This window comes from Acinetobacter sp. YH12043 (assembly GCF_013419915.1).
GTDB lineage: Bacteria > Pseudomonadota > Gammaproteobacteria > Pseudomonadales > Moraxellaceae > Acinetobacter.
This window is the reverse complement of sequence record NZ_VOZD01000004.1, coordinates 34,183-48,005: the sequence shown is the minus strand read 5'-3', so window position 1 is coordinate 48,005 and position 13,823 is coordinate 34,183. Positions and strand designations below refer to the sequence as shown.

Here is a 13,823-nt window from a genome sequence, read left to right as displayed (position 1 = left end):
CACGTTTCTGACGAATAGCAATCAAGCAGATTTGCTATTCACCACCTTTAAATCAACTTTTGCCGCTGTTTCTGGCTCATCATGTGGTTGACGTTCAGCACGAAATTCTGGTGCAGCTTCACCATTAATGACAGCTTCATTCACCACCACGGTGCCTACATCGCTACGACTCGGCAGGTCATACATGGTTTCTAGCAATGAATTTTCCAGAATCGAACGCAGGCCACGCGCACCAGTATTACGTTCCAGTGCTTTTTTCGCAACGGCACGTAGTGCTGAATCTTCAAAGACCAAGTCCACATTTTCCATCTCAAACAAATGTTTATATTGACGAGTTAATGCATTCTTCGGCTCAGTCAGAATCTGCATTAAAGCTTCTTCATCGAGCTCATCCAAAGTCGCAATCACGGGTAAACGACCAATGAATTCTGGAATCAGACCAAATTTCACTAAGTCAGTCGCTTCGACCTGACGGAACAATTCAGACAACTTTTTGCTTTCGTCTTTATTACGGACTTCTGCAGTAAAGCCAATACCACCTTTCTCCTGACGCTGCTGTACGATTTTCTCAAGACCTGAGAATGCACCGCCACAGATGAACAGGATATTCGAGGTATCAATCTGAATGAATTCCTGCTGCGGGTGCTTACGACCACCTTGTGGTGGAATTGAAGCAACCGTACCTTCGATCATTTTCAGCAAGGCTTGCTGTACGCCTTCACCTGATACATCACGAGTAATGGATGGGTTTTCAGATTTACGGGTAATCTTGTCGATTTCATCGATATAGATAATGCCCTTTTGCGCTTTTTCGACATCGTAATCAGCTTTTTGCAAAAGCTTTTGTACAATGTTTTCAACATCTTCACCCACATAACCCGCTTCAGTTAGGGTTGTTGCATCTGCCATGGCAAATGGAACGTCCAGAAGACGGGCAAGGGTTTGTGCCAGCAAGGTTTTACCTGAACCGGTCGGACCGACCAGCAGGATATTACTTTTGGCAATTTCAACGGAATCATCTGCTTTCTTACCATTGGTCTGTACTTTCAGACGTTTGTAATGGTTGTATACGGCCACAGATAATGTCTTTTTCGCTACGTCCTGACCAATCACATATTGATCGAGCGCCGCACGGATTTCATGCGGTTTCGGTAAAGGACGGTTCGCCCAGTCATTGGTTTCGACCTGTTGACTGGTTTGAACCAAATCTAAGCATACGTCCACACATTCATTACAAATGTATGCGTCCTCGCCTGCAATCAGCTTTCCGACTTCAGACTGCGTTTTACCGCAAAATGAACAATGCTTTTGTCCTTGAGGATGTTCGGACATATTTACTCCAATATCTCAATCTCTAAAACTTATGGACGTTTCGTTAGAACTTCATCCACAAGACCGTATTCTTTCGCTTGCTGAGCAGTCATGAAGTTGTCACGGTCTGTATCGCGTGCCACTTTTTCATAGTCCTGACCGCTATGTTCAGCCATTAAACGGTTTAAACGTTCTTTAATGAACAGAATTTCACGTGCGTGAATTTCAATATCTGATGCCTGGCCTTTGAAACCACCCAAAGGCTGGTGAATCATGACACGTGCATTTTCAAGGCAGTAACGTTTGCCTTTAGTTCCTGCATTGAGCAGGAATGCACCCATTGATGCTGCCTGACCCATACAGTAAGTCACAACATCCGGTTTAATAAACTGCATGGTATCGTAGATCGCCATGCCAGCAGTCACCGAACCACCCGGTGAGTTGATATATAAATGAATATCTTTATCTGGGTTCTCAGCTTCTAAAAACAACATTTGCGCAACGATCAGGTTGGCCATATTGTCTTCAACTTCACCTGTCAGAAAAATTACCCGCTCACGTAAAAGGCGTGAATAAATATCAAAAGAACGCTCACCACGAGAGGATTGTTCTACCACCATTGGCACTAAAGCGTTTTCAATCGTTGGAACATACATAGGTTTATTTATTCCTAAATTTTTGTGACTTAATCCATAATCACAATATGAGGGATAATCAATGAAATTGCAAAATAATCGCGAATAATTCCATCATATTTTTTGCATTAGTTTTGTGAAAATCAGATATGTCAAGAAATTACTAATATGAAAAAAGGCGCACGAAGCGCCTTTTTAGGGAAAGCTTGAATTAGCCTTGTTGACGAGCTTGTTGCTCTTTCAATAAGTCTTCATAGCTTACAGTCGCATCAGTCACTTTAGCAGATGCTAGGATGTGATCAACAACTTGGTCTTCAAGTACAACTGCTTCGATTTGAGCACGTTGTTGCTTGTCATTTTTGAAGTATTCGATTACTTCGTTTGGATCTTCGTAAGAAGAAGCCATGTCTTCGATATAAGCTTCAACGCGCGCTTGATCTACTTCGATTTTCGCATCAGCAAGAATGCGGCTTACCAATACGCCAAGTTTAACTGATTTCTCAGCTTGTTCTTTAAACAGGTCATCTGGAAGCATGCTTGAATCAAATGCTTTCGCGCCTTGAGCACCGAACTGTTGAGTGAACTGCTGGATCATTTGTTGACGTTGACGGTCAATTTCTTGAGCAACCATTGCAGATGGAAGTTCAACTTCGTTTGCAGCTACAAGTGCATCGAAAGTTGCGCCTTTAACCTGGTTACGCAGGCCGTTTTTCACTTCACGTTCCATGTTTTTACGAACGTCGGCTTTCAGTTTATCAACGCCATCTTCTTCAGAAATACCGAAGATTTTCAGGAATTCAGCATCAATTTCTGGAAGTTTTTGTTTTTCAACAAGTTTCACATTGATTTTGAATTGAGCTTGTTTACCAGCAAGGTTTTCAGCTTGGTAATCTTCAGGGAAAGTAACATCGATCACTTTCTCTTCGCCTTTCTTCATACCGATGATGCCATCTTCGAAGCCAGGGATCATACGACCAGAACCTAAAACAAGTTTAAAGTCTTGCGCAGCGCCGCCTTCAAATTTTTCGCCATCAACAGTACCTTCGAAGTCGAAAGTTACTTGCATGTCTTTTTTAGCCATGCCTTTAGTTTCAGCCCAAGAAGCGCGTTGTTTTTGAAGATTTTCAATCATCTTCTCAACGTCTTTATCATTTACTTCAGACGCTTTACGTTCAACTTCCAGACCTTCGAATTTCACTTCAACTTCTGGATAAACTTCAACAGTCGCTTCATAAACTAAAGCATCATCTTTCATTTCAGTTTTTTCGATGTTTGGCATACCAACAGCGTTGATTTTTTCTTGTTGGATTGCTTCGAAAACTGTGTCGCGAATGATGTCGTTGACAACTTCTTGGTAGATACCAGCGCCGTATTCACGACGAACTACGTTTACAGGTACTTTACCTGGACGGAAGCCGTTGATCTTCGCAGTTTTAGCAGTGCGTTTTAAACGAGCTTCAAATTGCTCATTAATACGGCTCGTCGGTACAGAAACATTTAAACGACGGGCAACGCCCGAAACCGCTTCAGAAGTTACTTGCATGGCTTCCTCTATATATTTGGTAATAACAGGTTTATAAAAATGTGCCACATTATATGACAACATTTGCAGATATACAAAACACAATACTTGAATCGTCTTTATTGATGCTGTAATAATCAAATTTATTCAGTCAAATTCATTTTTCTTTGATTAAATATCCCTTCCCTCAAATAAGAGTAGATATATTGATTACTCAAACTGGACAGATCATCTCATTCATCGGCATTTATGGATTTTTATAGGACTTTTAGTAAACTTTTCTTTATCTTTTCTTCAAAATTTTTAAACTCTAATAATCTCAATAAAAGTAACGATAATAATCTATTAATCAGATCTATTTTAAATACATTAACTTAGAAACATTTTGATACACTATCACATTGATCAAACCAATTAATACAATCCTTAAAATCGTCATTTCCTATCGGCAAGTAATTCTTAATTTAAATAAGAATTATTATTATTCGCATACATAAATTTTAAGCTTTTTTTCGGGTTCCCACATGTCGTTTATCAAATCACGTAAAAAACTCGTTTCATCGGCGATTGCCTCTTCCCTCTCGATTGTAACCGTAAATGCTGTGGCTGATGAAAATGTGGTCAAGCTCGAAACTATTCATCAAGAAGTTAAAGCTGAACAGACACCAAGTTTAAAAGTAGATAATTCCGCAAATAAGAAATTTGTTGCAACTTTACTGGATACACCTAAATCTGTATCAGTCATTTCTAAGCAACTGATTGAAGACACTCAAGTCACTACACTTTCTGATGCTTTACGTACTGTACCTGGTATTACTTTGGGTGCGGGTGAAGGTGGCAACCCGAATGGCGATCGTCCATTTATTCGTGGTTATAACTCTGAAAGCTCAATGTATGTAGATGGAGTTCGTAGCGCGACTTCACAAAACCGTGAAATGTTTGCGGTCGAACAGGTTGAAGTGACCAAAGGCTCTTCTTCTGCAATGGGCGGTGCCGGTACGACTGGCGGTAGCATCAACATGATCTCTAAGGTTGCTAAAGCTGGTGATTCTTTAGAAGGTTCCATTGCACAAGGTACCGATAATTACCAGCGCATCACTTTAGATGGCAACAAAGATTTCGGTAATGGCATTGCAGCGCGTATTGCTATGATGGGTCATCAAAATGAAAAAGCAGGTCAGAAAGACGGCGCTGAATATAAACGTGTAGGTATTGCACCAAGTATCAGTTTTGGCCTGGATACTCCTACTCGTGGGACTTTAAGCTATTACTACTTAAAATCTGATGATACGCCTGATGCTGGTGTTCCATATAATTATGACAAAGATAAAAAAGCGACTGTCGGTAAACCTATCGATGTTAAACAAGGCATCTACTATGGTTTATTAAATCGTGATTTCCAGAAACAAGAAAATCAGATTGGTACACTTAAATTAGAACATGATCTGACTGATGATTTGACTTTGAGTAATACTGCTATTTATAGCAAGTCAAAAAATGATTATCTATGGACGCAGCCTGATGACTCAAAAGGTAACGTACTCAATGATAAAGTATGGCGTCGTATTAACTCACGGATTACAGATACAGAAACCTTTAGCGATCAACTTTCTTTAGCAGGTAAGTTTAATACCGGTGCTCTAAAGCATAGCTTTAATACAGGTGTTGAATACTCTAAACAAGAATCTGATAAAGGTAACTATTCAACCACCTACCCTGGCTACCCTGATAGCACGACAGGTGGATTTAACAGTGATTGTGCAAATAATGATGCATGGTGTACTTCTTTAACCAATCCAAACTCACGTGATCAATGGTTAGGTGCTCGTACAGCCAACAGAGCTACCACGACCACTACCACAGAAACAGCTTCTATTTATTTACTGGATAACATTGAACTCAATCCGCAATGGTTATTGGACTTAGGATTGCGTTGGGATGACTTTGATACCAAGCAAAAAACCAATGCTTCAGGTGAAACCATTTCAAGTGACGCTGATTTCTTCACTTACCAGGCAGGTCTTACTTTTAAACCGCGTGAAAATGGATCTATTTACACAAGCTTCGCTACTTCAGCCAACCCTGTAGGTGTTGACTCAGGTGATGGTTCAGAAGGTATTGCAGAAAATTATAGCAATCTCGATCCTGAAGAAAGCCGCACATTTGAAATTGGTACGAAATGGGATCTATTTAATGACAAATTGAATTTGACTGCTGCAATTTTCCGTACTGAAAAACAGAATGCTCGAGTTCAGTTAACACCGACTACTTATGCTAACGTTGGTGAAAGTAAGGTAGATGGCTTTGAGCTTGGTTTAAACGGTAATCTTACTGATAAATGGGCAGTCTCTGCGGGCTATACATACCTAGACAGTGAAGCTGTTGATAATGGAAAAAAATGTAGCGGTCGACCAACTGTATGTACAAATGAAGATAGTCCATACAATGGAAATAAAATGCCTAACGTTGCGAAAAACTCAGCCACACTTTGGACGACTTATGATCTAACCCCTGCGTTAACAATCGGTGCTGGTGCAGTTGCGATGGACAAAGTGTATGGTGACCTAGCGAATACTAAATATGTTCCAGGTTATGTACGCTATGATGCCATGGCACGTTATAACGTAAATCAAAATGTTGACCTGCAGTTAAATGTAAATAACTTATCTGATGAACGTTATTTCACTAAAGCTTATGCATCTCACTATGCAACTGAAGCAGAAGGCCGTAACGCAGTTCTTTCTCTGAACTTTAAATACTAAGTTTTAGCTTCTTCCCTCATCAAAAAATAGCCTCATTCGTGAGGCTATTTTTATTTTCTGAAAGATATAAAACTTTAAATCTAGATTTAGTTGTATTTATAAACCTTTTGATAAAAAGCTTTAAATAGAAAATAATTACATTTTTTAATCTTAGGTAAAAAACTGAAAAATAAGTTTATTTTGAAATTTTTCTTAATAGAAATCCCAGATTAAAGTTTGAATATTAAACAGTAATTTCATCCATAAATTCATAAGAATGATTTAATTAAATATTGTTAATGATAATTATTATCACTACAATTCGCAAAATTGTTAAAGGCCATAACAATAACTCCATAATTGCTGCTATTTGATGAACTCGAGCATATCAAGGTGGTAAGGGAAATATTATTCAATTCAGGAATTCTGTCACATGGCGCATATCAAAAGCCGAAAACATCATTACAAGACTTCATTGGTCGCACTTGCTGCAACTTTGCCACTGATCACTCATGCAGATAACATCACCAATGAAGGCGTTATTCAGCTTCCAGAAATTACAGTTAAGAATAAAACTGCAAATGAATATAAAGTAGATCAATTGAGTTCTGCTAAATCTAGCCAAGCTTTAGTAGATACGCCTCAGACTGTTTCGATTATCAACAAAAACTTATTAAAAGAACAAGGTGCAACCACCCTGGTTGAAGCCTTACGTAATACGCCAGGAATTACCCTACAACTCGGTGAGAATGGGAATACCAGTGCTGGCGATGCCTTCCAGATGCGCGGCTTTTCAACTCAAAGCTCCACCTATCTGGATGGCATTCGTGACCTCGGCGCTGTAAGTCGTGATGTGTTTAACCTGGAACAGGTGGAAGTCGTAAAAGGCCCTGCGGGTGCCGAAGGTGGGCGTGGTACGGCGTCTGGTTATGTGAATCTGGTCAGCAAATTGCCTCATTTGGAAAACAGTCGTGAAGTCTCTGCCACCTACAATACGGCTGAACATACGCGTCTTGCCACTGACATTAATCAGGCGATCAATGACAGCGTTGCTGTCCGTTTAAATGCAATGGGTCAAGATGGCGGTGTAGAAGGCCGCGACTTTATCCAGAATCAAGGCTGGGCTGTTGCCCCTTCTATCGCCTTTGGTCTGGATAGTGATACTCGCCTGTATCTTTATTCCCAGCATATCCGCCAACGTAACATTCCGGATGGCGGTATTCCAACGATTGGCATGAAAGGTTTCTGGAATGCTGACCCACTGATTGCCAGTGCACCTAAAGTAGACCGTGAAAATTATTATGGCCATACCGATGACCATGAAGATGTTGATGCTGACATGTATACAGCAAAAATCGAAAGTGACTGGGCTGAAAATCTGAAATTTACCAATATTACCCGTCTGGGTAATACCCATATGCAGCGTACTTTGACGGGGATTAATAGCCTTTCAAGAAATGACTCTACCAATCCTCAAGACTGGACAGTAAGCCGTTCACGCCAGGGTGTCGATCAGGAAAATAAAATTCTGGCTAATCAGAGCACGGTGAACTGGAATGTCAAAACCGGTTCAGTGGAGCATGATCTGGTCGCTGGTGTAGAACTATTAAAAGAGCAGCAACATTCCAGAACACTGGCCACACAAATGCCGGGACAGCCAAGCAACACCACACCACCCGCGAATCTATATCATCCTGACCGTCACCAGAATCTGCCTGATCCTGTGTATACGGGCGCTTATTCGGATGGTGAAACCCAAACGGCGGCTGCTTATCTTTTCGATACGCTCAAGTTTGGCGAACGTTTTCAACTTAATGGTGGCGTCCGTGTCGATTATTACGATACTAATTACGATGCGCTGGGTTACTCAACCGACAGTACGACACTAGCAGTGACTGAAACCAAAACAGATTTAAAAGCCCATGACACTTTATTCAGCTGGAAGCTCGGTGGTTTATATAAGCCAACCGCCTACAGCAGTGTCTATGCATCTTATGCCAAATCCCTGACACCGCCGGGTAGCAGTAACTTTAGCCTTTCATCCACAGGAATAAACAGCTCAGCCGCAGACCCTCAAGAAACTCATCATTATGAAATTGGCACCAAATGGGATCTGCTAGAGGGTGATCTGGCTTTAAATGCTGCGGCATACTACACCGAAAATGAAAACCAGTTTACCCAAGATCCAATTACCCGCGAGTCTGTTCAGGAAGGTAAAACTACAGTTAAAGGAATCGAATTGGGTGCTGTCGGTAAAATTACTGATGCCTGGAATATTTCAGCAGGTGTTGCCCATATGAAAACCGAGCAAAAAGACCAGTTCAGTGTCAACTCCAACACGGGTGTAGTGACCCAGACCAATAGTGTACGTTGGTCACCTGAATGGACCGCTTCTTTATGGACGACCTATAACATTGCTGGTTTAAAACTGGGCTTGGGCGCACGTTATGTGGATGAGCAAAAACGTGTGATTACCGATAGTACTGCAGCAGCGAATATGCCAAGTATTCCAAGCTATGTGGTATTTGATGCTATGGCCGGTTATACCTTTAATGACCAAACTTCCTTAAACCTGAATGTTTATAATCTGGCAGATAAAGAGTACATCAGCACGCTGAATAATGGAGGTGGCCGTGTGATCTTAGGCCAACCACGTTCAGCAGCTTTAACCCTGAACTATAAATTTTAATTCAGCTTTTATCTCTATCTATCAATATCGTGTATTCTCTTGAATGCACGATATTTTCAATTGCAGGAATGCTTTTAAAATGATGTTACATATCCCGGCAGTATTAAGCAAAGCACAAGTTGCCGAACTGAGACAACAACTAGATCGTTCAGAACACTGGATGAATGGGCAACTCAGCGCCGGGAGTCAGGCACAGAAAATCAAAAAGAACCTGCAGCTGGATTCTTCTTCTGTCCTGTATCAGCAGATTAGCCCTATCATTTTACAAGCGCTTAAAAGTCATCATTTAATTACCTCTGCTGCCCTACCGAAACATATCCTGCCGCCCCTGTTTAACTGCTATCAGGATTCTGGTACCTATGGCAATCATGTCGATAATGCCATTCATTACTCTCCTCTACTCGGACAGGCCATTCGTACCGATGTGTCACTAACTTTATTCTTATCTGAAATCGATGAATATGAAGGTGGTGAGCTGGTCGTTGAAGACCAGTATGGCTGCCATGAAGTCAAGCTGGATGCGGGTGATGTGATTGTTTATCCATCGACCAGCCTGCATCGGGTTGAACCAGTAACTCAAGGCAAACGTATTGCTGCCGTAACCTGGATTCAAAGTATGATCCGTGAAGATGCTAAACGCAGTATGTTGTTTGATCTGGACATGACCATTATCAAACTACGCCAGCAGATTGGCGATACTGAAGAAGTCCTACAACTGACCCATCATTATCACAACCTGATTCGTCAATGGGGTGATTTATAATGTCACGTGAACCAATGGCGCCATTAACCCAGATCCCGGCCTACCTACAAACCATCGCCGATTATGAGGTCGAAGCAGAAAAACATCTCTCCAGTATGGTCTGGAACTATCTGCAAGGTGGCTCCATGGATGAAATCAGTGTCCAGGATAATTTACAGCAGTTTCAGGATATTCAGCTTCTGCCACGTATGCTGAAAGATCTGACCCAAGGCAGTACTGAACTTGAAATGTTCGGACAGAAATTTCCGCATCCGATTTTTTTGGCACCGATTGGACATCAGCAGCAGTTTCATCCTGAAGCCGAAGCCGCTTCTGCACTTGCGGCAGAAGTGATGGGCAGCAATATGATTCTCAGTACGTTTACCAATACCGATATGCGCGCATTGAAACAGGACAATCCACGCAAATGGTTTCAGCTGTATTGGCAAGGGGATCGGGAAAAATCTTTAGCTTTGATCAAAATGGCTGAAGCGCATAATTATACGGCGCTAGTGATTACGGTAGATTCACCGCATACTGGCATCCGCGATCGTGAACGTCGTGCTTTTTTCCATTTACCGGAAGGCATGCAACATCCGCATACACCTACCCATATTCCCCTACCAGAATTAAAGGAAGGTGATCATCCTGTCTTTAACGGACTAATGAAAATTGCCCCAACTTGGAAAGATATTGCCTGGATGGTACAGCAGACTCACTTACCTGTGATTCTGAAAGGCATTGTGCATCCTCAGGATGCCCAGCTGGCGATTCAGCATGGGGTAAAAGGCCTGATCATTTCCAATCATGGCGGTCGCGTGCTGGATACCTGCATTTCTCCTCTCATTGCCTTACAGCTGATTAAAAAGGTGGTGCCAGCAGATTTTCCTCTGCTCTATGATGGCGGCATCCGTCGTGGATCGGATGTATTCAAGGCAATTGCCCTAGGTGCTTCTGCTGTCCTGATTGGCCGTCCTTATATTTATGGTCTGGCGACTGCCGGAGCTTTGGGCGTAGCGCATGTGATCAAAATCCTGAAAGAAGAATTTGAGATTACCATGGCCTTAATGGGAACAGCGACCGTGGCAGATATTCAACCGAGCTGTCTATTTAGGGGAATTGATTAATTAGGATTTAATTGAAAATAAAAATGAAAAATAAATTAGTTAAATATCTTACCCTTAACTCCTTGAAGCGTCTTTAAAGGCAATTCAACATAGCTTTATCTATCAATAGCTATTATCAATAAAAACCAAATAAGATCCATATTTAATCAATCTATATTAAAAACATGGTTTTAATTCTCAGTTCGCACTCTAGTCTATCTATTTTTTAAATTGATTAAATTTTGTTCATTGCCAATATCAATGCAAGAAGGATAGCAACGATAACAATAATAATTATTTGCGAATCCAAACTTAAAAATAAAAAAGAATGATTATGAGTTATATAAAATCTCGTAAAAAAATAGTTTCTTCAGCCATCGTTTCTTCCCTTTCTTTTGCATCTGCACACACGATTGCACAAGAAAATGTGGTGCAGCTTGAGACCATTCATCAGGAAGTACAAGCTGAACCCGTGCCGGGTCTAAAAGTCGATCAGTCAGCCAATAGCAAGTTTGTTGCGCCACTCCTGGATACGCCAAAATCTGTGGTCGTGATTCCCCAACAACTGATTGAAGATACGCAGGTCACTACGCTGGCTGATGCTTTGCGTACCGTACCAGGTATTACTTTAGGCGCAGGTGAAGGCGGCAATCCGAATGGGGACCGGCCTTTTATTCGAGGCTATAACTCGGAAAGTTCGATGTACGTCGATGGCGTACGAAATTCGACTTCACAAAACCGAGAAATGTTTGCCATTGAGCAGGTCGAAGTTACCAAAGGTTCTGCTTCTGCCATGGGCGGTGCGGGCACTACGGGTGGCAGTATTAATATGATCTCCAAAGTGGCGAAAAAGGGAGATGCGCTGGAAGGCTCTGTTGCGGGTGGTACAGATATGTATGCACGTATCACTCTGGATGCTAACAAGGACTTCGGCAATGGCATGGCGACTCGTATCGCGGTCATGGGCCACCAGAATGAAAAAGCCGGTCAACATGACGGTGCTGAATATAAACGTGCTGGTATTGCACCCAGCTTCAGTTTCGGCCTGGACAGCGCAACGCGTGGTACTTTCAGTTATTACTATCTAAGAACTGATGATATTCCAGACTCTGGCATTCCCTATAACAATCCATTTGCAGCGACCAATGCCAATGTCGCTTTAAATGGCAATGGGAAACCAATTGATGTGAAAGCTGGCCAATACTATGGCTGGAAAGATCGTGATTTCCAGAAACAGGAAAACCAGATTGGTACCCTTAAATTGGAACATAACCTGAATGACAATCTAACTCTGAGTAATACGGCGGTATTTAACCGCTCTAAAAATGATTATCTCTGGACCAACCCCGATGATTCACGTGGGAACTTCATTTTGAATGGCAATGTCTGGGCGCGGGCCAATTCACGTATCGCAGATACCGATACCTTTACTGACCTACTGGCTTTAACAGGCAAATTTGATACTGGTGCTATTCAACACAGCTTTAACCTAGGTGCAGAATATTCAAATCAGGATACCGAACGTACCCAATATATTATTAATGGTCTGAATGCTACTGGAAGCTCTTTTGCGGCCTGTGGTACTTCTGCCAATGTGGCCTTAGGTTGGTGTACTTCTGTAGACAATCCAGACCGGGGCGCCTGGACGGGGACAATTAGCACAGATGGTGCGGACCGTTATGGTATCGAGACCAAATCAAAGTCGATCTACTTACTGGACAGTATCGAATTGCATCCACAATGGATTCTGGATCTGGGTGTACGTTGGGATGATTATAAAACCCAGCAAACCTTGACCTATGGACGATTCAATAATGCGGTGACAGGCGCAAACAATACGCCGATTACCGCCGTTCCAGGTGATCAGCTTACCCTCGAAAATGAAGAAGACTTTTTTAATTATCAGGCCGGTCTGGTCTTTAAGCCAAGAGAAAATGGCAGTATTTATGTCAGCTATGCCACTTCATCGAATCCGGTCGGTGTCGATGGCGGTGATGGCTCTGAAAGTATTAGTGCAGCTATTGAAAATTTAAAAGCTGAAAAAGTTCGTACCATGGAACTGGGAACTAAATGGGATCTTCTGGAAGATAAACTGAATCTGACGGCTGCCATTTTCCGTACTGAAAAAACCAATACCCGCTCCACCGATGCTGATGGTAGTACCCGTAATATCGGTGAGACCCGTGTCGATGGGATTGAGCTGGGTATCAATGGAAATATTACTGAGAAATGGGCAATTTCCGCAGGCTATACCTATTTGGATAGTGAACTGATTGATGGTGGCTTTGAAAATATTGGAACCACGGCCGAACCGGTTTATGTTCCAAGCACAAACAATGGCAATCAGGTTCAGAACGTAGCAGAAAACAGTGCAACTCTATGGATGACCTATCAGGTCATGCCTCAACTGACATTGGGTGCCGGTGCTGTGGCAATGGATAAAGTCTATGGCAATGCCGCCAATACCAAATTTGTTCCCGGTTATGTGCGTTACGATGCCATGGCACGTTATCAGGTGAACTCCAATGTAGATTTACAGCTGAATATCAATAACCTGTCCGATACGCGTTATTTTACCAAAGCCTATTCTTCCCACTATGCCACTGAAGCAGAAGGCATCAGTGCCGTTTTAGGCCTGCATTTTAAATACTGATCTGAGCAATCTTCATGATATTAAGGGCTAGTCTGGATTCATCAAACTAGCCTTTATTTTTTGATATGAAAGATTTCATGTATGCATTGCTTAAGAACTTCCAACAAAGCTATTATATAAAGAAATATTTTAGCCTTATCGCTTAATTACAGGAAAATCCAACAAAATTAAAATAGATTATAGAAATATTTTTCCAATTAATAACTTTATAAGAAAATCTTTTTTAAGATACGACTAAAATCCATAGAAAAAGCAAAAACTTTTCACGTTTTCTGGACTAAAATTTAATTATAGGTTCACCATGCAGGTGTCTGGTTGATCCTGATGATCAAAACTTAAAAAAGACAGGATTGATCTAATTTACCCTCACCTGCCTGTAAACGAATATATAGACAAAATCTATGCTGTAGACCGAGCAACTGCT

General features: G+C 41.6%; 8 protein-coding genes. 5 read left to right on the top strand and 3 right to left on the bottom strand.

The features are described 5' to 3' along the window. Positions 1 to 21 precede the first annotated feature (21 nt). From clpX to tig, 3 genes are all read right to left on the bottom strand, one after another. A complete protein-coding gene (gene clpX, locus FTU01_RS03050; RefSeq protein WP_004781987.1) occupies positions 22 to 1,332 on the bottom strand; it encodes an ATP-dependent protease ATP-binding subunit ClpX in 1,311 nt (436 codons plus the stop codon). A 29-nt stretch (positions 1,333 to 1,361) separates the two neighbouring features. Further along, the gene (clpP, locus tag FTU01_RS03045; RefSeq protein ID WP_004781985.1) at positions 1,362 to 1,967 is read right to left on the bottom strand and encodes an ATP-dependent Clp endopeptidase proteolytic subunit ClpP; all 606 of its coding nucleotides are present in this window, start codon (positions 1,965 to 1,967) and stop codon (positions 1,362 to 1,364) included. Positions 1,968 to 2,157: 190 nt separating this feature from the next. Further along, positions 2,158 to 3,489, bottom strand: coding sequence for a trigger factor (gene tig, locus FTU01_RS03040; protein WP_180138096.1), 1,332 nt, complete (start codon positions 3,487 to 3,489; stop codon positions 2,158 to 2,160). 503 nt (positions 3,490 to 3,992) lie between these two features. Between tig and FTU01_RS03035 the strand changes: the two genes are divergently transcribed. From FTU01_RS03035 to FTU01_RS03015, 5 genes are all read left to right on the top strand, one after another. Continuing rightward, the gene (locus tag FTU01_RS03035) at positions 3,993 to 6,230 is read left to right on the top strand and encodes a TonB-dependent siderophore receptor (RefSeq protein WP_180138095.1); all 2,238 of its coding nucleotides are present in this window, start codon (positions 3,993 to 3,995) and stop codon (positions 6,228 to 6,230) included. Between the two features lie 412 nt (positions 6,231 to 6,642). After that, positions 6,643 to 8,898 (top strand): catecholate siderophore receptor Fiu, encoded by a 2,256-nt coding sequence (locus FTU01_RS03030; protein WP_179992401.1) that lies wholly within the window; start codon positions 6,643 to 6,645, stop codon positions 8,896 to 8,898. A 79-nt stretch (positions 8,899 to 8,977) separates the two neighbouring features. Beyond that, positions 8,978 to 9,661 carry a Fe2+-dependent dioxygenase gene (locus FTU01_RS03025; protein WP_034704407.1) on the top strand — a complete coding sequence of 228 codons (684 nt, stop codon included), beginning with the start codon at positions 8,978 to 8,980 and terminating at the stop codon, positions 9,659 to 9,661. After that, on the top strand, positions 9,661 to 10,767 hold the full coding sequence (locus FTU01_RS03020; RefSeq protein ID WP_180138093.1) for an alpha-hydroxy acid oxidase: 1,107 nt from the start codon (positions 9,661 to 9,663) through the stop codon (positions 10,765 to 10,767). Before FTU01_RS03025 ends, FTU01_RS03020 begins: the two co-directional genes overlap by 1 nt. Positions 10,768 to 11,080: 313 nt before the next feature. Further along, positions 11,081 to 13,399: a TonB-dependent siderophore receptor gene (locus tag FTU01_RS03015; RefSeq protein ID WP_180032204.1), complete on the top strand. Its 2,319-nt coding sequence runs from the start codon at positions 11,081 to 11,083 to the stop codon at positions 13,397 to 13,399. Positions 13,400 to 13,823 lie beyond the last annotated feature (424 nt).